The 23,203-nt window shown below is 64.4% G+C and carries 24 protein-coding genes; 14 read left to right on the forward strand and 10 right to left on the reverse strand.

What is annotated here, in order from left to right; translation table 11 throughout:
• Positions 1–5 precede the first annotated feature (5 nt).
• The 8 genes from fdhF to GGR00_RS10055 form a co-directional block, all read right to left on the reverse strand.
• Positions 6–2,885: a formate dehydrogenase subunit alpha gene (fdhF, locus tag GGR00_RS10020; RefSeq protein WP_055980437.1), complete on the reverse strand. Its 2,880-nt coding sequence runs from the start codon at positions 2,883–2,885 to the stop codon at positions 6–8.
• Between the two features lie 11 nt (positions 2,886–2,896).
• The gene (locus GGR00_RS10025; protein ID WP_184699359.1) at positions 2,897–4,453 is read right to left on the reverse strand and encodes a formate dehydrogenase beta subunit; all 1,557 of its coding nucleotides are present in this window, start codon (positions 4,451–4,453) and stop codon (positions 2,897–2,899) included.
• Positions 4,450–4,929 (reverse strand): formate dehydrogenase subunit gamma, encoded by a 480-nt coding sequence (locus GGR00_RS10030; RefSeq protein WP_055980430.1) that lies wholly within the window; start codon positions 4,927–4,929, stop codon positions 4,450–4,452. Before GGR00_RS10030 ends, GGR00_RS10025 begins: the two co-directional genes overlap by 4 nt.
• Before the next feature lie 141 nt (positions 4,930–5,070).
• A complete protein-coding gene (locus GGR00_RS10035) occupies positions 5,071–5,970 on the reverse strand; it encodes a LysR family transcriptional regulator (RefSeq protein ID WP_055980427.1) in 900 nt (299 codons plus the stop codon).
• Positions 5,971–6,032: 62 nt separating this feature from the next.
• Entirely contained in the window at positions 6,033–6,410 is a 378-nt protein-coding gene (locus tag GGR00_RS10040) for a VOC family protein (protein WP_055980424.1), read from the reverse strand.
• A 90-nt stretch (positions 6,411–6,500) separates the two neighbouring features.
• On the reverse strand, positions 6,501–7,052 hold the full coding sequence (locus tag GGR00_RS10045; RefSeq protein ID WP_055980420.1) for an SRPBCC family protein: 552 nt from the start codon (positions 7,050–7,052) through the stop codon (positions 6,501–6,503).
• A gap of 24 nt (positions 7,053–7,076) precedes the next feature.
• Positions 7,077–7,487: a DoxX family protein gene (locus GGR00_RS10050; protein ID WP_055980416.1), complete on the reverse strand. Its 411-nt coding sequence runs from the start codon at positions 7,485–7,487 to the stop codon at positions 7,077–7,079.
• Positions 7,468–7,665, reverse strand: coding sequence for a hypothetical protein (locus tag GGR00_RS10055; RefSeq protein ID WP_156381352.1), 198 nt, complete (start codon positions 7,663–7,665; stop codon positions 7,468–7,470). Before GGR00_RS10055 ends, GGR00_RS10050 begins: the two co-directional genes overlap by 20 nt.
• A 207-nt stretch (positions 7,666–7,872) precedes the next feature.
• Here GGR00_RS10055 and GGR00_RS10060 point away from each other — a divergent pair, with 207 nt between their 5' ends.
• On the forward strand, positions 7,873–9,039 hold the full coding sequence (locus tag GGR00_RS10060) for an Mrp/NBP35 family ATP-binding protein (RefSeq protein ID WP_055980413.1): 1,167 nt from the start codon (positions 7,873–7,875) through the stop codon (positions 9,037–9,039).
• 78 nt (positions 9,040–9,117) lie between these two features.
• Here the strand turns inward: GGR00_RS10060 and GGR00_RS10065 are convergent, their stop codons facing one another.
• Complete coding sequence (locus GGR00_RS10065) at positions 9,118–10,038, reverse strand: LysR family transcriptional regulator (RefSeq protein ID WP_055980411.1); 921 nt, start codon at positions 10,036–10,038, stop codon at positions 9,118–9,120.
• Positions 10,039–10,158: 120 nt separating this feature from the next.
• Between GGR00_RS10065 and GGR00_RS10070 the strand changes: the two genes are divergently transcribed.
• The 4 genes from GGR00_RS10070 to GGR00_RS10085 all read left to right on the forward strand — a co-directional run bounded on the left by GGR00_RS10070 (position 10,159) and on the right by GGR00_RS10085 (position 13,565).
• On the forward strand, positions 10,159–11,025 hold the full coding sequence (locus tag GGR00_RS10070) for a pirin family protein (protein WP_055980978.1): 867 nt from the start codon (positions 10,159–10,161) through the stop codon (positions 11,023–11,025).
• A gap of 129 nt (positions 11,026–11,154) precedes the next feature.
• A complete protein-coding gene (locus GGR00_RS10075) occupies positions 11,155–11,841 on the forward strand; it encodes a hydrolase (protein ID WP_055980408.1) in 687 nt (228 codons plus the stop codon).
• A gap of 137 nt (positions 11,842–11,978) precedes the next feature.
• Positions 11,979–12,932, forward strand: a complete 954-nt coding sequence (locus GGR00_RS10080; protein ID WP_184699360.1) for a ring-cleaving dioxygenase — start codon at positions 11,979–11,981, stop codon at positions 12,930–12,932.
• Between the two features lie 60 nt (positions 12,933–12,992).
• Positions 12,993–13,565 (forward strand): NADPH-dependent FMN reductase, encoded by a 573-nt coding sequence (locus GGR00_RS10085; RefSeq protein ID WP_184699361.1) that lies wholly within the window; start codon positions 12,993–12,995, stop codon positions 13,563–13,565.
• Positions 13,566–13,575: 10 nt separating this feature from the next.
• Here GGR00_RS10085 and GGR00_RS10090 read toward each other — a convergent pair whose 3' ends face one another.
• Positions 13,576–14,607, reverse strand: coding sequence for a LacI family DNA-binding transcriptional regulator (locus GGR00_RS10090; protein ID WP_184699362.1), 1,032 nt, complete (start codon positions 14,605–14,607; stop codon positions 13,576–13,578).
• 312 nt (positions 14,608–14,919) lie between these two features.
• On the opposite strand from GGR00_RS10090, the gene GGR00_RS10095 reads away from it, so the two are divergent.
• From GGR00_RS10095 to GGR00_RS10135, 9 genes are all read left to right on the forward strand, one after another.
• Positions 14,920–16,197: an amino acid ABC transporter substrate-binding protein gene (locus tag GGR00_RS10095; RefSeq protein ID WP_184699363.1), complete on the forward strand. Its 1,278-nt coding sequence runs from the start codon at positions 14,920–14,922 to the stop codon at positions 16,195–16,197.
• Between the two features lie 143 nt (positions 16,198–16,340).
• A complete protein-coding gene (locus tag GGR00_RS10100) occupies positions 16,341–17,087 on the forward strand; it encodes an ABC transporter ATP-binding protein (RefSeq protein ID WP_055980977.1) in 747 nt (248 codons plus the stop codon).
• A 1-nt stretch (position 17,088) separates the two neighbouring features.
• Entirely contained in the window at positions 17,089–17,817 is a 729-nt protein-coding gene (locus tag GGR00_RS10105) for an ABC transporter ATP-binding protein (RefSeq protein WP_055980393.1), read from the forward strand.
• A gap of 11 nt (positions 17,818–17,828) precedes the next feature.
• Complete coding sequence (locus GGR00_RS10110) at positions 17,829–18,707, forward strand: branched-chain amino acid ABC transporter permease (protein WP_055980390.1); 879 nt, start codon at positions 17,829–17,831, stop codon at positions 18,705–18,707.
• Positions 18,704–19,750: a branched-chain amino acid ABC transporter permease gene (locus GGR00_RS10115; protein WP_184699364.1), complete on the forward strand. Its 1,047-nt coding sequence runs from the start codon at positions 18,704–18,706 to the stop codon at positions 19,748–19,750. The genes GGR00_RS10110 and GGR00_RS10115 overlap by 4 nt, the downstream gene beginning before the upstream one ends.
• A 64-nt stretch (positions 19,751–19,814) precedes the next feature.
• Complete coding sequence (locus tag GGR00_RS10120; protein ID WP_184699365.1) at positions 19,815–20,600, forward strand: glutathione S-transferase family protein; 786 nt, start codon at positions 19,815–19,817, stop codon at positions 20,598–20,600.
• Between the two features lie 23 nt (positions 20,601–20,623).
• Positions 20,624–21,550 carry a dioxygenase family protein gene (locus tag GGR00_RS10125; RefSeq protein ID WP_055980380.1) on the forward strand — a complete coding sequence of 309 codons (927 nt, stop codon included), beginning with the start codon at positions 20,624–20,626 and terminating at the stop codon, positions 21,548–21,550.
• A 3-nt stretch (positions 21,551–21,553) separates the two neighbouring features.
• Positions 21,554–22,315, forward strand: a complete 762-nt coding sequence (locus GGR00_RS10130; RefSeq protein ID WP_055980378.1) for an SDR family NAD(P)-dependent oxidoreductase — start codon at positions 21,554–21,556, stop codon at positions 22,313–22,315.
• Positions 22,315–23,193, forward strand: coding sequence for a beta-keto acid cleavage family enzyme (locus tag GGR00_RS10135; protein ID WP_055980373.1), 879 nt, complete (start codon positions 22,315–22,317; stop codon positions 23,191–23,193). The genes GGR00_RS10130 and GGR00_RS10135 overlap by 1 nt, the downstream gene beginning before the upstream one ends.
• Positions 23,194–23,203 lie beyond the last annotated feature (10 nt).

The following is a 23,203-nucleotide window of genomic DNA, read 5'->3' on the forward strand; positions in this document are numbered from 1 at the left end:
CTGGGTTACTCCGCAGCTTCCAGATGGCCGGCGATGCGGCGGCTCTGCTGTGCCTGCTCGTTGTATTCCTTCTGCCAGTCGGACGGACCGTTGGAAGGCGACACCTGCACCGCCGTCACCTTGTATTCCGGACAGTTGGTTGCCCAGTCCGAGAAGTCGGTGGTGATGACGTTGGCCTGCGTGTCGGGGTGATGGAAGGTCGTGTAGACCACGCCCGGCGACACGCGGTCGGTAACCTGTGCTCGCAGCGTCGTTTCGCCGGCGCGGCTCTTCAGCCTGACCCAGTCGCCATCGCGCAGGCCGCGGTTCTCGGCGTCGTGCGGATGGATTTCGAGCAGGTCTTCCGCATGCCAGGCGACGTTCTCGGTGCGCCGTGTCTGCGCGCCGACATTGTACTGGCTGAGGATGCGGCCGGTGGTGAGCAGCAGCGGGAAGCGCGGGCCGGTCTTTTCGTCCGTCGCCACGTATTCGGTGCGGATGAACTTTCCCTTGCCGCGGACGAAGCCGTCGATGTGCATGATCGGCGTGCCTTCCGGTGCCTTCTCGTTGCACGGCCACTGGACCGAACCCATCTTCTCCAGCCGGTCGTAGGAGACGAGCGCGAAGGACGGGGTGGTCTTGGCGATCTCGTCCATGATCTCGGACGGGTGCTTGTAGTTCCAGTTGAGGCCCATGGCCTGGGCGAGCAACTGCGTCACTTCCCAGTCGGCGTAGCCGTTCTTCGGGGTCATCACCTTGCGCACGCGGTTGATGCGGCGTTCGGCGTTGGTGAAGGTGCCGTCCTTCTCGAGGAAGGTCGAGCCCGGCAGGAAGACGTGCGCGTAGTTCGCCGTCTCGTTCAGGAACAGGTCCTGCACCACCACGCATTCCATCGCGGCGAGGCCGGCGGAGACGTGCTTGGTGTCGGGGTCGGACTGCAGGATGTCTTCGCCCTGGATGTAGATGCCCTTGAACGTGCCGTCGACGGCCGCGTCCAGCATGTTGGGGATGCGCAGGCCCGGTTCTTCGTCGAGCTTCACGCCCCACAGGCTGTCATAGATGTCGCGCACCGCATCGCCCGAGACGTGGCGGTAGCCCGGCAGTTCGTGCGGGAACGAGCCCATGTCGCACGAGCCCTGCACGTTGTTCTGGCCGCGCAGCGGGTTCACGCCGACGCCCGGCCGGCCGATGTTGCCGGTCAGCATGGCGAGGTTGGCGATGCCGATGACGGTGGTCGAACCCTGGCTGTGCTCGGTCACGCCAAGGCCGTAGTAGATCGCGCCGTTGCCGCCGGTTGCGTAGAGGCGGGCCGCACCGCGGATCGTCTCTGCCGGAACGCCCGACAGCTTCTCGACTTCCTCGGGGCTGTGGCGCGGATCCGAGACGAACTCGATGTAGTCCTGGAATTCCGACCAGTCGCAGCGCTCGCGGATGAACGCCTCGTTGAACAGGCCCTCGGTGACGATGACATGCGCCATCGCGGTGACCACGGCCACGTTCGTGCCCGGCTTCAGCGCCAGGTGATGCTCGGCCTGGATGTGCGCCGACTTGACCATTTCCGTGCGGCGCGGATCGATGACGATCAGCTTGGCACCGGCGCGAATGCGCTTCTTCAGGCGCGAGGCGAAGACCGGGTGTGCCGAGGCCGGGTTGGCGCCGATGATCAGAGCCACGTCAGTCTGCTCGACCGAATCGAAGTCCTGCGTGCCGGCCGAGGTGCCGTAGGTCTGGCCGAGGCCGTAGCCGGTCGGCGAGTGGCAGACGCGGGCGCAGGTATCGACGTTGTTGTTGCGGAAGCCCTGACGGATCAGCTTCTGGACGAGGTAGGTCTCCTCGTTGGTGCAGCGCGACGAGGTGATGCCGCCGACGGCGCCACGGCCGTACTGGTACTGGATGCGGCGGAATTCCTTGTTGGTGTATTCGATCGCCTCTTCCCACGACACTTCGCGCCACGGATCGGAGATCTTCTCGCGGATCATCGGGTTGAGGATGCGCTCCTTGTGGGTGGCGTAGCCATAGGCGAAGCGGCCCTTGACGCAGGAGTGGCCGCGATTGGCCTTGCCGTCCTTCCACGGCACCATGCGCACCAATTCCTCGCCGCGCATCTCGGCCTTGAACGAGCAGCCGACGCCGCAATAGGCGCAGGTGGTGACGACCGAGTGTTCCGGCTGGCCGATCTCGATGACCGACTTTTCCGTCAGTGTCGCCGTCGGGCAGGCCTGCACGCAGGCGCCGCACGACACGCACTCGCTGTCGAGGAACAGTTCATGTGCGCCCGGCGAAACGCGGCTGTCGAAGCCACGGCCTTCGATCGTCAGCGCAAAGGTGCCCTGCACCTCTTCGCAGGCACGGACGCAGCGCGAGCAGACGATGCACTTGGACGGATCGTAGGTGAAGTAGGGGTTGGATTCGTCCTTGGCCATCCACTTGAAGTTTTCGGCGCCGTCGTTCTTGGCGCGAACGTGGTTGTCGCCTTCATAGCCATAGCGCACGTCGCGCAGGCCGACGGCGCCGGCCATGTCCTGCAGTTCGCAGTCGCCATTGGCAGCGCAGGTCAGGCAGTCCAGCGGGTGGTCGGAGATGTAGAGCTCCATCACGCCCTTGCGGATGTCCTTGAGACGTCCGGTCTGGGTGTGCACCACCATGCCCGGCGCCACTGGCGTCGTGCAGGAGGACGGCGTGCCGTTGCGGCCTTCGATCTCCACCAGGCAGAGCCGGCAGGAGCCGAAGGCGTCGACCATGTCGGTGGCGCACAGCTTCGGGATCTCGATGCCGGCGTCCATCGAGGCGCGCATGATCGAGGTGCCCTCGGGCACGGTGACCTCGAAGCCGTCGACGGTGAGGGTGACTTGTTTCTCGGACTTGGAGGCGGGGGTGCCGAAGTCGATTTCGTGTACGAGACCCATGATGCTGTCTCCTATTCCGCTGCCTGGGCGACCGTTGCCGGCCGGAAGTCTTCAGGGAAGTGATTGATGGCGCTCATCACCGGATAGGGCGTGAAGCCGCCGAGGGCGCAGAGCGAACCGAACTTCATAGTATTGCAGAGGTCGGTCACCAGCGCGAGTTGCTTTTCCGGCTCGATGTTCTGGGCCAGCTTGTCGAGCGTCTCGACGCCACGCGTCGAACCGATGCGGCAGGGCGTGCACTTGCCGCAGCTTTCGATGGCGCAGAATTCCATGGCGAAGCGTGCCTGCTTCAGCATGTCGGCGCTGTCGTCGAACACGGTGATGCCGGCGTGGCCGATCAGGCCGTCCTTGGCCGCGAAGGCCTCGTAGTCGAACGGCGTGTCGAACAGGGCGCGCGGGAAGTAGGCGCCGAGCGGGCCGCCGACCTGCACCGCCTTGACCGGACGTCCCGATGCGGTGCCGCCGCCGATCTCGTCGACGATCTCGCCCAGCGTCAGGCCGAAGGCCACTTCGAACAGGCCGCCATGCTTGACGTTGCCGGCGATCTGGATCGGGATGGTGCCGCGCGAGCGGCCCATGCCGAAGTCCTTGTAGTACTGCGCGCCCTTGTCCATGACGATCGGCACCGAGGCGAGCGAGATCACGTTGTTGATGACGGTTGGCTTGCCGAACAGGCCCTGGATGGCCGGCAGCGGCGGCTTGGCGCGCACCACGCCGCGCTTGCCTTCGAGGCTGTTCAGCAGCGAGGTTTCCTCGCCGCAGACATAGGCCCCCGCGCCGGAGCGAATCTCGATGTCAAAGCCTTGGGAGGATCCGAGAACGCTCTTGCCCAGTACGCCTGCTTTCCTGGCGACCTCGACCGCCTTCGTCATCACCGCGATGGCATGCGGGTACTCGGAACGGATGTAGACGTAGCCCTTGGTGGCGTGGGTCGCGAGGCCGGCGATTGCCATGCCCTCGATCAGCACGAAGGGGTCGCCTTCCATGATCATGCGGTCGGCGAAGGTCGCCGAGTCGCCTTCGTCGGCATTGCAGACGATGTATTTCTGGTCGGCTGCCGTATCGAGGACCGTTTTCCACTTGATGCCGGTCGGGAAGCCGGCGCCGCCGCGGCCGCGCAGGCCGGACTCGGTCACCTGCTTGACGATGTCTGCGGGGGCCATCTTGACCGCGTTGCGCAGGCCGGTCAGGCCGCCATGCGCTTCGTAGTCTTCCAGCGACAGCGGGTCGGTGATGCCGCAGCGCGCAAAGGTCAGGCGCGTCTGTTTGGCGACGTAGGGCAGCTTTTCCGGGTCGCCGAGCGACAGCTTGTGCTGGCCGCCGGTGACGAAACCTGCGTCGAACAGCGAGGCCACGTCCTTGGCCGCTACCGGGCCGTAGGCGACGCGGCCGGCGTCGGTCACGACTTCGACCATCGGCTCGAGCCAGTACAGGCCGCGCGAGCCGTTGCGCACGATCTTGGCATCGACGCCGCGGTCGGCAGCTTCCTTGGCGATCGCCTTGGCGACCTTTTCGGCACCGAGCGAAAGCGCGCCGGAATCGCCGGGAACGTAGATCGTCACGCTCATTTGCGCACCTCTTCGGCGATTTCTTCGATCTTGTCTGCGTCGAGCCGGCCGATCACTTCGCCGTCGAGCATCGCGGCCGGCGCACAGGCGCACAGGCCGAGGCAATAGATCGGCTCCAGGGTCACCGCGCCGTCCTTGCTGGTCTCGTGGAAGCCGATGCCGAGCGTCTGCTTGATCTGGGCGGCGATGGCGTCGCTGCCCATCGACTGGCAGGCCTCGGCCTGGCAGACCTTCAGCACATGCCGTCCGGCCGGGTTGTGGCGGAAATCATGGTAGAAGGTGAACACGCCGTGGACTTCGGCCCGCGAAATGTTCAGCGCCTCGGCGATGATCGGCAGGCTCTCCTGCGGAACATAGCCAAACTCTTCCTGGACACCGTGAAGAATCGGGATCAGCGGACCCTCGAGGTTCTTCATTTCGCTGATCACCGCGGCCGTACGCGCGGCGAGTTCGGTACTTGCTGGCTGCATGACCACGCAGCGCCCTCCCTGACACTGGCGCCTTACATGGGCGCTATATTCCTATTGAAACCGATCTTGGCCGCCGGAATCAATAAAGCTGTTTCGTCACATGATAAAAATTTTCTATCGAGTGGACAAAACCAGGTGGAGTATAGCTCAGGCCTTGCGGCGGAAATCGCCTGCCAGCGTCATGGCTTCGTCAAGCAACGCCTGCACCAGCGTGGTGTTCGGATCGCGGCGCGCCACCACCAGCCCGACATTGTGGCTGGCGTCCGGTTCGATGATCGGGATCGCCCGGATGGGCTCGGCAAAACCGAAGGTTTCCGCGAGGTTCAGAGGCATGATCGACGACCATTTGCCGGTCCGGATGTGCGAGAACAGCACGATCATCGAATTCGATTCGAGTGTCGGCCGCACCTGCACGCCGGCGTCGGCCAGATGCTGGTCGATGATGCGGCGGTTCTGCATGTCGGGGGTCAGCAGGCACAGTGGCAGCGTGCTCACCTCTTCCCACGTCACCTTGTCCCGATCGGAATACTCGTTTCCCGTGGCGGTGATCAACTGGTAGCGCTCGGCATAGAGCGGCACGCTGGTCACGCGCCCGAGCGGTTCGTTGTCGAGATAGGTGATTCCCGCGTCGATCTCGAAATTGCCGAGCAGCGACAGCACCTCGATCGACGTGCGCGACAGGATCGAGAAGGTGACGCCGGGATGCTTGTCGCGAAACGGCGTCGTCAGCCTCGGAATCATCGCCAGCGCCGTCGGGATGGCGGCAATCCGGATGCGGCCGGACAGGCCGTGGCGCGCGGCGCGCATCTCCTCGCGCATGGCGCGCGTGTCGCCGACGATTCGCCGGGCCCAGTCCAGCACCTGCCTGCCTTCCGGCGTCAGGCCCTGGAACCGCGAACCGCGCTGCACCAGCATCACGCCCAATATGTCCTCGAGCTGCTTGATCCCGGCCGAAAGCGTCGGCTGGGTCACGCCGCATTCCTCGGCTGCGCGTCCGAAATGTTGCTCTCTGGCGAGCGCGATGAAGAATTCGAGCTTGTCGATCATGCCGGAAAACTATCCGGCGCCGATCGATTAGGCCAGCCATCACATTGCACTTGCTGCGAAAATCACTGGTTGATGAGGTTCAGTATGTTCCCGTCGGGATCCTTGAACCAGGCAACCCTGATGTCGCCGAAGACATGCACGTCGCCTTCGAGGCGGGTATCGGGCATGTCGTAGTGCTCGAATGTGACGCCTTTCGACTTCAACTCGTCGACCAGCCTGTCGATCTTGTCGCCGACGGCCCAGCTTACCGCCGTCGCCTTGTTGGTTCCGGCAAAGTCCGACCGATAGACGTTGATCACGGTGTCGCCGCTCTTCAGCACCGACACGTCCTCGCCCATGTGGTCGACTTCCCTGAGGCCGAGCGTGCGCTCGTAGAAGGTCTTGGCGCGTCCGAGGTCCTTGACGGCCAGATTGGCAACGGCGTTGACTTGACCAAGCATGTCAGTCTCCTTCTGGTGTTGCCCCCGCATTCTGATGAAATAGCGCCGTCCCGGCGGGGCGACAGGTCTCGTGGCGCCTGATCGGTGACGTCACGTGGCGGCAAGACGCTCTTGTTCGGCGATCGCCTTGAGCCGGGCGAGGCCCATTTCGAAGTCCGCGCCGACCATCTTGTCGAAGTTCATGAACACCTGCATCACCTTGGACATGAAGGGCGACGGGCCGGTCATTTCCCAGCCCAGCCGCGTCCTTGCGCCCTGTGGCTCCATCGTGAAGCGCGCCACATTGTGCGCCTCGAACGGCTTCATGAAGTCGAGCTTGATGACGATCTTGTGCGGCTCCGCCACATCGGTGATCTCCATCCGGCCGGTGCCGACATTCTTGTTGCCGCTCCATTCGTAGACCGCGCCTTCGCCTGCTTCGGCGCCGCTCAGCGTGCGCTTGAGGTCGGCGTCCCTGTCTTCATAAGGCGACCAGTCGCGCCATCTGCGAAAGTCGTTGATCAGCGGAAAGATCGCCTCCGGTGCTGCATCCACATAGGTCGTTCGCCGGATGGTGAAAGTGGCAGGCTTGGTGGTGGCGATCGCCAGGATGGCGATGATCGCGAGCACGGCCAGGCCGAGGATGATGGCGAGGAACTGCATTGTCGTCTCCTTGGAATGGCAGGATCAGCGGCGGAACGGGATCAGCGCCTGCAGGCGCTGATCCCGCAGGTAGAGCCCGCCCCAGGCCATCAGCCCGAGATAGACGCCGAACAAAGTGTGCGAAAACAGCGGGTTGCCGATGCGCAGATGGATGGCGATGGCGCCGCCGAGATAGCCGGTCAGCAGGATCGCACCGAGGATCGCCGTCCGCGGCCAGGCATACAGGGCCGTGCAGATGAGCGTCAGCGCGCCGAGGGTCCGGGCAAGTTCAGGCGGAAAGCCGAGTGCCGCGGTGGTCTCGATCACCACCTGAAGCGGCACGAGCTTGATTGCCGCGTCAAACACCAGGAAGGTGATCAGCGCGCCGCTCAACACGCGGCCGGTCCACAGTGCCGCGTTCGAACTTGCGGGCGTTTCAATGGCTGGATAGGTCATGTTTTCCTCGTGAAATTGCGTTTGCGCCGCCTATGCGCCTGCATTGCCGCGGCTGATCATCCAAGGCATTTCGCGATGCGTCAGCATTGCCGACGATCTCGCCGTCGAAAACCTTGGCATAGAACCCGAAGGCCTCGCGGCAGTTGCCGTTGGAGAACGGGTGGTTGACGAATTTCATCGAACGGCTCCCTGGCTGGGGTTTCTTCACCAAGGACGCACCGGGCTGGTCGATGCCGACACATCGGCGAAAAAAATCCTGCCCTGGACACATGGGGCACTTTGCCTCTGTGCCAACCTGCGCCGCCCGCTGCCATTTCGGGTAGCTTGGTTCTTTCGCCAAACTGCATTATCTGAAACCCAACAGGGAAGCAGACAGGTTCGTCACATGACAGTCACCAAAGAAACCGTTGTGGAGCGTCTCAAGACGGTCAACGGCCCGGATTTCTCAGGCAACATCGTCGATCTCGGATTGGTGTCCGACATCTTCATCGCTGACGGGAAGGTGTTCTTCTCGATCACCGTGCCGGCCGCGCGGGCCCAGGAAATGGAGCCGCTGCGCGCCGCCGCAGAACGCGTCGTCAAGGCCATTCCCGGCGTCAACGGCGCTGTCGTCGCCCTGACCGCCGAGAAGAAGGGCGGCGGCATGGAAGCGCCGGTGCCGTCGAAGCCGGCGCCGCGTCCGGCGGCAGCGCCCGCGGCCCGTCCCGCCCCACACGCGCCCGCCTCGCAGTCGCAAGGCAAGCGTGGCGTGCCCGGCATCGCCGCGATCATCGCGGTTGCCTCCGGCAAGGGTGGCGTCGGCAAGTCGACGACGGCGGTCAACATCGCGCTCGGCCTCGCCGCCAACGGCCTCAAGGTCGGCGTGCTCGACGCCGACATCTACGGCCCGTCGATGCCCAAGCTTCTCGGCATCCATGGTCGGCCGGAAACGGTCGACGGCAAGATTCTGAAGCCGATGCAGAATTTCGGCCTCAAGGTCATGTCGATGGGCTTCCTCGTCGATGAGGAGACGCCGATGATCTGGCGCGGCCCGATGGTCATGTCGGCGCTGACCCAGATGCTGCGCGAGGTCGAATGGGGTCCGCTCGACGTGCTGGTGGTCGACATGCCCCCCGGCACCGGCGATGCCCAGCTGACCATGGCCCAGCAGGTTCCGCTGGCCGGCGCGGTCATCGTCTCCACGCCGCAGGATCTGGCCCTGATCGACGCTCGCAAGGGCTTGAACATGTTCAAGAAGGTCGACGTGCCGCTGCTCGGCATCGTCGAGAACATGAGTTATTTCATCGCTCCCGACACCGGCAAACGCTACGACATCTTCGGCCATGGCGGCGCGAAGAAGGAAGCCGAGCGCCTCGGCGTCACCTTCCTCGGCGAAGTGCCGCTGGAAATGGGCATCCGCGAAAGCTCCGATGCCGGCACGCCGGTCACGGTGGCCCGGCCCGACAGCGTCGAGGCGAAAACCTATCGCGACATCGCCACCAAGGTCTGGGAGCGGCTCCAGCAGGAGCAGGGCGCCGCTGCTGCCGCCACGCCGACCATCGTGTTCGAATAGGCGTTTCGGGGGCGGTTCGCCGCCCCATTCCCCGGCGCGCAAGCAGGCCTGGAACCGCTTTTGAAGCGGTGACCGGGGCTAGTTTTGCTCGCCTTCGGCGCGGCCAAGCGCTGCATATTCGACCGCCAGATAGTCCAGCAGCGCGCGCACGGACGGCAGCAGGCCGCGGCGTGACGGGAACACTGCGTGGATGATGCCGGTCTTGGGTGCCCAGTCCGGCAGGACGTCGACAAGCGTTCCGGCGGCAAGGTCCGCCCTGACGACCATGGTCGGCAGCTGAACCACCCCGACACCGCGCAGTGCCGCGTGGCGCAGCGTCACCATGTCCTCGGTGACGAAGCGCGGGACGTGCGGGATGCGTGCCGTTGCGCCGCTGGGGCCGTCGAGTCGCCATTCATAGTCGCCATGCACCGGACCCCAGGCGAGACTTGGAAACGTGCTGAGATCGGCGGGAACCACGCCGCCGGGGCATTGCGCGAGCAATGCGGGGCTGGCGACCAGCCGTTGCGGGCTGTCTGCCAGCACCTTCATGACGAGGTCGCTTTCCTCCAGCGGGGGAAAGCGCACGCGGATCGACAGGTCGAACCCCTCGCGGATCACGTCGACGCGCCGGTTGGTGCTCTCGAGATGGACCTCGACCTTCGGGCACTCGGCCATGAAGCCGGCGATCATCTCGCTGACCTGGAAGTAGACGACGGAGGAGGGGCAGGCCACCCGCACGATGCCTTGCGGCTCGGAGCGGGTCCGCTCGATGACCTCCTGCGCCGCCTCGGCCTCGATCAGCATGGCGACACAGTGGCGATAGTATTCCATGCCGATCTCGGTGACGGCGAAGCGCCGGGTCGAGCGCTGGATCAGGCGGATGCCCAGGCGTTCCTCGAGCAGGCCGATGCGCCGGCTGAGCCTCGATCGCGGCATGCCGAGCTTGCGCGCCGCGGCGGCGAAGCCGTTCTGGTCGACGACCTGGACGAAAAAATAAAGATCATTCAGGTCATGCATGGCCGTCGATTGTCTCGTCTGTAGGACAGTGTGACCGAATTCTGGTGTCTACTGCGTTTTGTGTCCTGCGCATATTCTCTTTGCAACACAACCCGTCGAGGGTTCGCAAGGAGAAAGATGATGAGAAAGATACTAGGGGTCTACAGCGCCTCGTCGCCGCATTGGGTCGGCGATGGCTTTCCGGTTCGCTCGGTCTTTTCCCAGACGACGCTCGGACAGCATGTCAGCCCTTTCCTGCATCTCGACTATGCCGGCCCGGCCGACTTTGCGCCGACCGACAGGCCGCGCGGCGTCGGCGTCCATCCGCATCGCGGTTTCGAGACCGTCACCATCGTCTACCAGGGCGAGGTCGAACATCGTGACTCGACCGGTGCAGGCGGCCTGATCGGTCCCGGCGACGTCCAGTGGATGACGGCTGCAAAGGGCATCCTGCACGAGGAGTTTCATTCGAAGGCGTTCACCCAACAAGGTGGCGTGCTCGAGATGATCCAGCTCTGGGTCAACCTGCCGGCCAGGGACAAGAACGCGACCCCCGGCTACCAGACGTTGCTCGATGCCGACATTCCCGCAGTCAAGCTTGACGACAAGGCCGGCACGCTGCGCGTCATCGCCGGCGACTTCCAGGGCAAGTCTGGACCGGCCCGCACCTTCACGCCGATCAACATGTGGGATCTCCAGCTCAAGTCCGGTGGCGAGACGTCACTGGAACTGCCGGAGGGCCATGCAGCCGGCCTGGTCGTGCTGCGCGGCAACATCGTCGTCAACGGCACAGAACTGGTGCACGATGCCCAGTTCGTCCTGCTCGACCGCAGCGGCGGCGAGTTCACCATCGCTGCGTCGAGCGACGCCAGCGTGCTTCTTCTGAGCGGCGAGCCGATCGACGAGCCTGTCGCCTGGCAAGGACCGTTCGTTATGAACACCCAGGAAGAACTCCAGCAGGCCTTCGCCGATTTCCGGCGCGGCGGCTTCGGTCGGATCGAAAGCTGACCGGATGAGATCAAGGGCCCGGCTCCGGCCGGCCCCTTGCAAGCACGGCCCGTACGAGAGCGCGAGCCGAACAGCAGCAACGAGCCACTACCCCCAACGAACATGGCTCATCACCCCCAGGAGACGACAATGAGCACGAACAACAACATCGCGAACTTCAACGGCCAGCGCCCGGTCATCGACCCCAACGACGCCGTGCTGCTGCTGATCGACCACCAGAGCGGCCTGTTCCAGACCGTCGCCGACATGCCGATGACGACGCTGCGCAACCATGCTGCCGCGCTCGCCAAGATGGCGACGCTCTCCAACATCCCCGTCATCACCACCGCCTCGGTGCCGCAGGGCCCGAACGGCCCGCTGATCCCGGAGATCCATCAGAACGCACCGCATGCCAAGTACGTGGCCCGCAAGGGCGAGATCAATGCCTGGGACAATCCCGACTTCGTCGCCGCGGTCAAGGCGACCGGTCGCAACACGCTGATCATCGCCGGCACCATCACCAGCGTTTGCATGGCCTTCCCGTCGATCAGCGCCGCCTATGACGGCTACAAGGTCTTCGCCGTGATCGACGCTTCCGGCACCTATTCGAAGATGGCGCAGGAGATCACCCTTGCTCGCGTCGTCCAGGCCGGCGTCGTGCCGATGGATACCGCGGCAGTTGCCTCGGAGCTGCAGAAGACCTGGCACCGCGAAGACGCCCAGGAATGGGCCGAAGTCTACACCAAGATCTTCCCTCCCTACCAGCTGTTGATCGAGAGCTACCTCAAGGCGCAGCAGGTCGAGAAGGATCACGAGCAGCTCGACTCGCAGAAATAAGGACGACAGATCTGGCGGGGCATTTGCCCCGCCAGGTCCGATTTTGAGAACACTGCGTCCCGGAATGCGCTCTTATAGGGCGATGCAAGAACGACGATATGACTGCTGCAATCACAGAACACATGCAGGAGGCACCAATGACTTTGCAACTGACGGGCATCCACCATCTGACCGCGATCACCGCGGACGCGCCGGCGAACCTGCGCTTCTACACCAACACGCTCGGCCTGCGGCTGGTCAAGAAGACGGTCAACCAGGACGACACCAGCGCCTACCACCTGTTTTATGCCGACGGCGAAGCGACGCCGGGCACCGACCTGACCTTCTTCGACTGGCCGGTCGGCCGCGAAAGGCGTGGCACGCACAGCGTCGCCCGCACGGGCTTGCGGGTTTCGAGCGAAAAGAGCCTGGGCTGGTGGCAGGAGCATCTGAAGCAGTCGGGCGTGGCGGCCAGCGAGATCGCCGAAATCGCCGGCCATCGCGCCATTGATTTCGAGGATCCCGAAGGCCAGCGCTTCCGCCTCATCGACGATGGCGGCAAGGGCGATGCCCATCCGTGGGCAAAGAGCCCGGTTCCGGCAGAACACCAGATCAGGGGGCTTGGCCCGATTGCGCTCAGCGTTCCCGACCTTGCGCCCACCGAGCTGGTGCTGACCAAGGTCATGAACATGCGCCAGGTGCGCGACCATGCCTCCGCCGACGGCAACGGGCATGTCCACGTCTTTGCCATGGGCGAGGGCGGTCCGGCGGCCGAGCTGCATGTCGCGGTGGAGCCCAAGCTCCAGCCGGCCCGGCAGGGCGCGGGCGCGGTACACCACGTCGCCTTCCGCACGCCGGACCTGGACTCGATGCATGAATGGACCGAGCGGCTGGCCAGCGTGCGCCTGCCGTCGAGTGGCGAGGTCGAGCGCTACTATTTCCGCTCGCTCTATTTCCGCGAGCCGAACGGCATCCTGTTCGAGATCGCCACCGACGGTCCGGGCTTCACCGCCGACGAGCCGCTGGAAACGCTGGGCGAACGGCTGGCCCTGCCGCCCCTCCTCGAGCCGAAGCGGGCCTCGATCGAAGCCAAGCTGAAACCGCTTGTTTGAGCGTCACCTGCCGGGAGGCGACAACCTCCCGGCAATCGATGACGGTGTGGAGTGAATGACATGACGAAGCTTCTGGGAATCTCGGGCAGCCTCAGGCACGGCTCCTACAACTCCGCCCTGTTGCGGGCGGCGGTTGCGATGACGCCGCAAGGCGTCGAGCTCCACCCCGCCTCGATCCGGGGCATTCCGCTCTACGACGCCGACGTCGAGGCGACCGACGGCATTCCCGACACGGTTGCGCAACTCAAGGAGCTTGTCGCCGGCGCGGACGGCCTGATGTTGTTCACTCCCGAATACAACAACTCGATCCCCGGCGTGTTCAAGAACGCCGTCGACTGGATGAGCCGTCCGGCGAGCGACATCAAGCGCGTCTTCGGCGGCAAGCCCGTTGCCGTGCTCGGCGCATCGGCAGGTGGTTTCGGCACGGTGCTCAGCCAGAATGCCTGGCTTCCGGTCCTGCGCACGCTCGGAACCGAACCGTGGTTCGGCGGCCGCATGCTCGTCGCCCGCGCCCACAGCGTCTTTGACCAGGCCGGCGCCATCGTCGACGACGGCGTGCGCCAGCAGTTGCACGATTTCGTCCGCGGCTTTGCCGAGTTTGCCGAGCGCACGAAGACCCAGGCAGGCCGATAGCGGCCTCGGGTCAGTGCGCTGCCTGGGCAGTGCTTTCGCGGACGATGATCTCGACGGGCAGGATCGTCTCCATCGGCACGTTTTCGGCACTCTCGCCGTTCATCAGCTGCAGCAGCACGGTCGCCGCGGTGCATCCGGCGACATGCGACTGGATCCGAACGGTCGTCAGCCTTGGCCGGATCAGCTCCAGGAAGGGCATGTCGTTGAAGCCGGTGACCGACACCTGGCGCGGGCAGTCGATGCCTCGCTCGCGCAACTCGTCGATGGCACCAAGGGCGAGACGGTCATTGGCGCACAGGATCGCGGTGAATTTCCTGCCCGAGGCCAGCAGGTCCTGGACACAGCGCGCCCCGTCCTTTTCGTCGAAGCGCCTGGCGGTGACGACAAGCTCGGGTCGGAATTCGACCGACAGCCTTTTTGCGGCATTGCGGAAGGCGGCGAGGCGGAGCTGGCCGGTCGACAGGTCCTGCGGACCCGCGACGTGCGCGATGTCGCGATGTCCGAGGTCGCGGAGGTGGCCCAGCATCTCGCAGATGCCGGCGTCCTCGTCGTTGATGATGTAGGGGATCTGGGAATTTTCGACCATGCGGTTGAGCGTCACCACCGGAAGGCCCTCGGACGCGGCCCGCGCGATGGTGGGGTCGCTTCTCAGCACGGCGGCGTGGATGATGCCGTCGACGCCACGGTCGCGCAGAACGTCGACGAGGCGGCTTTCGCGGTCCCGTTCGCTGTCAGTGTTGACGATGATCGATGCATAGCCGAGCGGTTCCAGCACGCTTTCGATGCCGCGCAGGATCGGCGGAAAGATGACGTTGGTGATGTCGGGGATCATCACTCCGACCGTCATCGTGCGATTGGTGCGCAGGCCGGCGGCGATGCGGTTCGGCCGATATCCCAGCGCGTCCGCCGCAGCCTGGATGCGGCTTGCGACTTCCTCGGTGATCGACTTGCGCTCGACCGGGTCCAGGGCGCGGGACACGGTCGATACGTGGACCCCCGTCTCGCGCGCAATGTCCTTAAGTGTGATCCGCTTCTGCCGCATGCTGACAACCCCTGATTTGTGCAAATTAACAGACCCGGCATGTGTCACGCAATCGTTTGCGAAAATTCCTTGACCGTCTTGCGGGGCCGTGGTACTCCATCCTCGCAATCGATTGCACGGAGGAGCTTGTGCATCGAGGCGGAATGCTTTGTCGTCTGGGAGGATGGCGAAGCGGATACCCCAACAGTTGCGCAAGAGGGAGCAGGCAAAGCCGCAGGACGAGATCTGTCGGGGTTCGGAATCCAGCCAGCGTGTCTCGATAGGTAGACGCCTGGTTACGCATACAGTCGATCGCTAACGGGAGGAAAGCGTATGAGATTGAATACATTGCTCGCTGCGGCAGCCGCAGCGGCGCTGATGGCAAGCGCGGCTCATGCCGAAAATCTGAGGATAGGCGCCTCGCTGCCGATCACCGGCGGATTGTCGGTCAGCGGCGAGAAGCACAAGCGGGGCTACGAGCTCTGCACCAAGCTGATCAATGAGGCCGGGGGCATTCTCGGCCGCCAGGTCGAGCTGGTCGTCAGCGACAACCGTTCTGACACGGCAACCGCGATTAACCAGTACGAGCGCTTCATCAACGTTGACAAGGTCGAGGCGGTCTACGGCACGTTTTCGAGCCGCCTGACCTTCCCGGTCGCCAGCATCCTGTCGAAATACAACATGGTGCACGCCATCCCTTCGGGCGGCGCGCTGCGTATCTATGAGCAGGGCTACAAGAACCTGTTCTACTTCCAGGTCAATGCCGCCGAATATACCGGCAAGGACGTGGCCGCGGTGATCAAGCAGCTCATCGCCGAGGGCCAGGCGCCGAAGACGGTTGCCGTCGTTTCCGCTGACGACTTCTTTGCCAATGCCATCGAGGCCGGCCTGCTCGGACAGAAGGTGAAGGACCCGGCGACCGACAAGGAGATCGCCGATCTCGCACCGGGCTACCTCGCCGATGTCGGCATCGAAGTGGTGATGAAGGAGAAATGGCCCGAGGAAGGCTTCAACGACTGGCTGAACCTCGCCAACTCGATCAAGCGCTCCGGCGCCGAGATGATCATCGGCCTGACCGCCTCGGCGGAAGAGGCGGTGCAGTTGACGCGCAGCCTGAAGACGGTCGGCGCCACGCCCAAGTTGGTCTACCTCAGCCAGGGTGCGCAGACCGAGTTCATCGAGGGCGTGGGCAAGGAGGCCGCCGACGGCGTGCTGATCCACACCACCTGGCACAAGGACGTGCCGTTCGAGAGCACGCTGGCCGGCAAGCCGTTCAACAATGCCGACTTCGTCAAGGCCTTCACCGCTGAATACGGCGTCGAGCCGGACGAGGACAGCGCCATTCCGTTCGCTGTCTGCCAGGGCATCGAGCAGGCAATGATCGGCGCCGGCACCACCGACAACGCCAAGATGGGCGAATGGCTGCACGCGCGCACCAAGGACAACCCGGTCCGCACCGTGCTCGGCCGCTTCTCCTGGGACGAGGTCGGCCTGCCGGTCGAGAAGTCCCACATCATGACGCAGTGGCAGGGCGGCGAGCTGAAGTTCGTCTACCCGACGGGCGAGTTCGAAGGCGTGTCGCCGTTCAGCTACCCCAAGAACGGGTTCTGACAAGACTGGCAGGGAGGACGCCCCACCTGGGCGTCTTCCCACCGCCGGCGGCTGCCGGCGTAGTCTGGCCCGCCGCCGGTGCTCCGGCGCAATTCGGCCCACCGCCGGTGCTCCGGCGCAACTCGGAATGGGAGATCGGGCGGATGCTCGAAGTCAAGAATCTTTGCAAGCATTTCGGCGGCATCAAGGCCGTCGACGGAGCCACGTTCACGGTCGAAAGAGGGTCGATCACCGCCCTGATCGGACCGAACGGCGCCGGAAAGACCACCGCCTTCAACTGCATCAGCCGGACGGCGGCGCCGTCCTCCGGCGAGGTCTGGCTCGACGGTGAGCGCATCGACCATTTGCGGCCGCACAAGGTCACGGCCAAGGGCCTGAGCAGGACCTTCCAGATTTCGCGCAACCTCGGCGACATGACGGTGATCGAAAACGTCATCGTGCAGTCCAAGGTCGACGGCCTGCGCGGCCTTTTCCGCCCGGCGATGACGTCGGAAGAAAAGGACAAGGCGATGTCGATCCTCGATTTCCTCGGCATCACCCGCATCGCCCACGAGGACGGCCACAACCTGTCCTACGGCCAGAAGAAGCTGATGGATCTGGCCGCACTGCTGATGTCGGACCCCAAGATCATCCTGCTCGACGAACCGGCCGGCGGCGTCAACCCGTCGCTGATGGAAGAGATCGTCGGCCATATCCGCGCCCTCAACGACAAGGGCCTGACGGTGCTGATCGTCGAACACAACATGGAACTGATCATGCGGCTTTCGCACAAGGTCGTGGTCATGGCGCATGGCAAGGTCATCTGCGCCGGCACCCCCGACGTCGTCCGCAAGGACCCGCATGTGCTCGACGCCTATCTTGGCGGCGTGCTCGAAGACGAGGCGGCATGAGATGACCAAGCTACTGGAAGTCACCAACATCACCGCCGGCTACGGCGACGGCCCTGCCATCCTCGACGGCGCCCACCTGACTGTCGAGCCAGGCAAGGTCCACTGCATCATCGGCCCGAACGGCGCCGGCAAGTCGACGCTGCTCAAGGCGATCTGCGGCATGCTGTCGATCCGCAAGGGTGACGTCGTGTTCAAGGGCGAGCGGCTGAACGGTCTGCGCCCCGACCAGATCCTGCGCAAGGGCATCTGCTTCGTGCCGCAGGAACGCGCGCTGTTTCCGAAGATGACGGTGCGCGAGAACCTGCGCATGGGCGGCTTCATCCTCGACGACAAGAAGGAGCTCGAACGCCGCATCGACGGCATCCTCGAACGCTTCCCGATCCTGCGCGAGCGCGCCGAGCAGCATGCCGGCACCATGTCCGGCGGCCAGCAGCAGACGCTGGCCATGGCCCGCACCCTGATCATCAAGCCCGACATCGTCATGCTCGACGAGCCCTCGCTCGGCCTGGCGCCGAAGATCGTCCAGGAAATGTTCGACATCATGAAGATGATGTCGGCGGAGGGCGTCACCGTATTGCTGGTCGAGCAGAACGCCCTGATGGGGCTGAAGAACGCCGATTGGGGCGTCGTGCTCGACCTTGGCCGGACGCTGTTCGAAGGACCGGCAGCAACGGTGCTGGCCGATCCGCGCATCCAGGAACTTTACCTCGGCGGCAAGAAGGCCGCCTGACGGGGAACACCATGGCAGAGATTTTGCAGATACTGATTTTGGGCCTGGCGCTTGGCGGCGTCATTGCCCTGATGGGCTCGGGCCTGTCGCTCGTCTTCGGCGTGATGCGCATCGTCAATCTTGCCCATCCCTCGCTGATCATCGGCGGCGCCTACATCACCTACCTGGCCTTCAAGGCGCTCGGCGTCGATCCGATCGTCATGCTGCCGGTCGCCGCCGTCATCATGGCCGCCATCGGCGTGGTGCTCTACCGGCTGGTGTTCCAGCGCGAGGCCAAGAGCGCCAAATATTCGGAAATGACGGTGCTGCTCACCTTCGCGTTGGCGATGATGGTGGAAGGCCTGCTCGGCGGCCTGTTCACCAACACCCAGCGGGTGACCTCGCCCGACTACGCCACCGCGGCGTTCTTCATCGGCGACGTCTTCATCCCCAAGGGGCAGTTCTATGCCGGCGTCGTGTCTCTTACGATCATCGCCGCGCTGTCCTTGTTCCTCAAATACTCGCGGCTCGGCTACGCCATCCGTGCCACCACCCAGAACCGCGAGGCGGCGGAACTGCTCGGTGTCAACGTCCAGTTCATCAGCATCCTTGCCTTCGCCATCGGCATCGGCCTTGCGGGTGCCGCCGGATCGCTGGTCAGCTTCGTCTTTAGCTTCTTCCCGGCCAAGCACTGGGAGTGGATCGCCATGCTGATGTCGGTGGTGGTGCTCGGCGGCATGGGCAGCATCCTCGGCACAGTGGTGGGGGCGCTGTTCCTCTCCGTGGTCGCCGCGTTCGTCGGCACCTGGATCGGGGCGACCTGGTCGACGCTGACCTTCTTCCTCGCCCTTTTCATCATTCTGCTGGTCCGGCCCCAGGGGCTGTTCGGCGAAAAACCGGAGTTGGCATGATGGCCGTCACCCTCCAGGACACCAGCGCCAGCGCTGTGATCGAGGCGCGCCGCGCCCACAACGAAAAACTGGCGCTCAAGGCCGACCAGACCCGGGCGACGTGGTTCCCGGTCGCGGTTCTGGCCGTCCTCGCTGCCCTGCCGTTGCTGCAGTTCTACGGCAACTACAACTATGTACTGCACCTGGTACTGTTCACAGCCTCCTATGTCGCCATGGCTTCGGGATGGAACATCCTCGGCGGCTTCGCCGGTTACGTCTCGCTCGGCCACGCCGTGTTCTTCGGCGTCGGCGGTTATTTCTCCGGCATGATCCTGGCGCGCTATGGCATCTCGACGCTGATCACTGCACCGCTCGCCGGGCTTGTCGCTGCCGCTCTTGGCTATCTCGTCGGCATGGTCACGCTCAAGGTGCGCGGCCCGAGCTTCATCATCTCCTCGATCGCTCTGCTGATGATCGCCCGCATCCTGTTCGACAACTGGCACTTCATCGGCGGCGCCAACGGCCTGACCCTTCCGCCCAACGACCTGTCGGTGCAGTGGTCCAAGGTCCCGTATTATTATGCGATGGTGGCGATCGCGGCGTTCACCGTGTGGGCGACCTACAAGATCAAGCACTCGAAGTTCGGGCTTGGCCTGCGCGCCATCTCCAAGGACGAGATCAAGGCCGAAAGTGCCGGCATCGACACGCGCTTCTACAAGGTCGTCGCCTTCGCCCTGTCGGCATTCTTCGTCGGCATGGCGGGTGCGGTGTGGGGCGAATACCTGACCTATCTCCGGCCCAACATTTTCCTGCTCATCCTGATCTCGGCCAACATGGTGCTGATGTGCATCCTCGGTGGCAAGGGCACGATCGCCGGCCCGGTCATCGGGGCGATCCTGATCGTCGCGCTCAACGAGCTCTTCGTCGCCACCATGGGTGCATCCGAAATCAACATCCTGGGCACCGGTTTGGTGATGGCGCTCGGCCTGATGTTCTTCCCGCTCGGGCTGGTGGGCACGCTCGCCAGGAACGGCAAGCTCCCGCGCATCCTCAACTGGGACTAGCTGGAAGCAACTGAGCCACAAAGCCTGCGAATGCAGCTCGTGCAATCTGCGAGAGGAGAAAGACATGTCGGAATTCGTGCTTCACAATGCGCCGCAGTCCACCTGCAGCCAGCGTGTCCGCTATGTCCTTCACGCCAAGGGCAAGACCTTCGAGGAACACAAGCTCGACCTGTTCAAGGGCGACCAACTCAGGCCCGAGTACCTCGCGATCAACCCCAACGGTGTGGTGCCGACGCTGCTGCACGACGGCGCTCCGGTCACCGACTCCGCCGTCATCGTCGAATATCTCGAAGACATCCTCGGTGACGTCGCGCCGCTGAGGCCGCGCGACCCGCTGAAGGTGGCGGAGATGCGGGCAATGATGCGCTTCATCGACGAGGTGCCGACGCCGGCGATCCGGGTGCCGTCGTACAACCTCGCCTTCCTGCCGCACTACCAGGCGATGACCGAGGAGGAGTTCCAGGCGCTTTGCGACAGCAAGCCCCTGCGCCGCGAATTCCTGATGAAGATGGGCCGGACAGGCTTCCCCAAGGCCGACATGGACGAGGCGCTCGGTCGCTTGCAGCGCGGCATCGACCGCATGGCGGCATGGCTCGAAGCCAGTGGCGGCCCCTGGCTGATGGGCAAGGACCTGACGCTCGCCGACATCTCGATCATGCCGGTCATCGTCAGGATGGACGACATCAATCTCGGCAATATGTGGGATCAGGCCCCCGAAATCGGCCGCTGGCTGGACAACATCCGGGCAACCGGAGCCTTCGCCAGGACCTACTACCACGGCTCGTTGCTGACCGAAAAATACCCGCATCTGCAGGCCGGCGCGAAGCGGGCGGAACCTGTCGAAGCCTGACTTCGAACGCATTGGAGACTGAAATGGACCACACCAGGATCGAGCCGAAGCTCATCACCAAGGAAGCCGACGTCACGCCGACCGTGCTGGCGGCGATGGACGACACCGACAATCTCCGCCTCAAGCAGATCATGACGGCGGCGGTAAACCATCTGCACCAGTTCGTGCTCGAAACACGCCCGACGGAAGAGGAGTTCGAGTATGCACTGCGCTGGATCGTCGAGATCGGCCAGCGCACCAACGAGTTCCACAACGAGGTCGTGCTTGCGGCCGACGTGCTGGGTGCCTCGACGCTGATCGACCTGATCAACAATGACGGCATGCAGGGCGAGACGATGTCGGCGCTGCTCGGGCCGTTCTACCGTGGCGGTGCTCCGGTCTGCGCGAACGGCGATTGCATCGCGCGCTCGGACACTCCCGGCTCTTCGCTGTTCTTCTCCGGCAAGGTCGTCGGCCCCGACGGCGAGCCGGTGGCGGGCGCCTCGCTGGATGTCTGGCAGGCTTCGCCGGTCGGCCTCTACGAGAACCAGGACGAGACCCAGGAGGATTGCAACCTGCGCGGCAAGTTCACCAGCGGCGCCGACGGCAGGTTCCATTTCCAGTCGGTGAAGCCGGCAGGCTACCCCGTCCCGACCGATGGCCCGGTGGGTGTCCTGCTGCGTGCCCAGAAGCGCACGCCGATGCGGCCGGCGCACATCCACTTCATCGTCTCGGCACCGAAGCACAAGACACTGATCACGCAGATATTCTCCGACTCTCCGGAGGCGCTCGCCGCCGACGTGGTGTTCGGCGCCAAGCAGCAGATCGTCGGCGACTTCGTCATGCACACGGAGCCGCATCCCGATTATCCCGGAGCGACGCTGCCCTTCTACACCTGCGTGTACAATTTCAAGCTGGTGGCCGGCACGCCGACTTTCCCCGTCCCGCCGATCTCGGGAAAGAAGAGCTGAGCGATGACTGCGCAGAATTCCCATCGTCCGCTTGAAGGCAAGGTCGCGGTCGTCGTCGGCGGCTCGGGCGGCATTGGCCGTGAAACCTGCCGGATGCTGGCCGATGCCGGCGCCATCGTCGTCGTCGGCTATCGCTCAGGCAAGGACAAGGCCGAGCAGATCGCCACAGGTCTGGCCGGCGAGGGCCACCTCGCGCTGCCGGTTTCGATCGAGGACACGGCCACGATCGAGGCGTTCAGGGACGCGGTCGCGGACAGGTTCGGACGGGCCGACATCCTGGTCAACACGGCAGGCATCACCGAGCCGGTGGCGCATGGCGATCTCGACGCGCTGACCGACGAGCTGATCGACCGCATCTTCATCAACAACTGGCGCGGCGTGTTCGCCACGATCCGGGCTTTCGCGCCGGCGCTCAAGGCGAGCGGCGACGGGCTGATCGTCAACGTCTCGTCGATCGCAGCCTTCACAGGCATCGGTTCCAACGTCGCCTATTGCGGCGCCAAGGCCGGTGTCGACATCATGACCAACTCGCTCGGTCGTGCGCTGGCGCCGGCGATCCGGGTGATGGCGGTGTCGCCCGGCGCGGTCGACACGCAGTTCGTTCCCGGCCGCGGCAAGGAATTCACCGACAAGGTCGCCGCAACCACGCCGCTTAAGCGGATCACCAGCCCGGTCGACGTCGCCGAGGCGATCGCCGCCTGCGCAACGCATCTGAAATTCTCGACTGGCAGCCGCATTGTCGTCGACGGGGGAAGGCACCTGTAATGCAGCCGAAAGTCATCATCACCTGTGCCGTGACCGGCAATTTGACCACCCGGGAAAACCATCCCGGCCTGCCGGTGACCCCGGAGGAGATCGCCAATGCCTGCCTCGATGCGGCGGATGCCGGCGCGGCCATCGCCCATATCCATGTCCGCGACCCCGAGACGGCGAAGCCGTCGATGGAGCTGAAGCACTATCGCGAGGTGGTCGAGCGGATCCGGGCGAAGAACAACGCGCTGATCCTCAACGTCACCACCGGACCCGGCGGGCGCTACCATCCGAGCGACGAGAACCCGGCGGTGGCCGGGCCGCGCACGACGCTGATCCGGCCGGAAAAGCGCGTCGAGCATATCGTTGCGCTGAAGCCCGACATCGCCACGCTCGACCTCAACACCATGACCTTCGGCAATGAGGTGGTGATCAACACGCCTGCCAACGTCAAGATCATGGCCGACATCATCAACGAGGCCGGCTCCAAGCCGGAGCTCGAGGTCTTCGACACCGGCCACATCGTGCTGGCACAGGACCTGATCAAGGCGGGCGTGCTGAAGTCGCCGGCCATGTTCACCATCGTCACCGGCGTCAAATACGGCTTCCCGTCGACGACCGACGTCATGGCCACCGCCGCGCGGATGCTGCCGCGCGACGCGGTCTGGACCGGCTTCGGTGTCGGTCGGATGTCGTTTCCGATGGCGGTCCAGGCCTATCTGCTCGGCGGCCATGTCCGCGTCGGCCTGGAGGACAATTCGTACATCGCCAAGGGTGTGCTCGCCAGGGACAACGGCGAACTGGTGGAGCGCGCCCGCGACCTTATCGAAAAACTCGGCGGGCAGATCGCCAGCCCGTCGGAAGCCAGGGAAATGCTGGGGCTTGCCGCCTGAGCGGCGCAGC

Origin of the sequence: Aminobacter aganoensis, from assembly GCF_014206975.1 — a bacterium.
Classification (GTDB): domain Bacteria; phylum Pseudomonadota; class Alphaproteobacteria; order Rhizobiales; family Rhizobiaceae; genus Aminobacter; species Aminobacter aganoensis.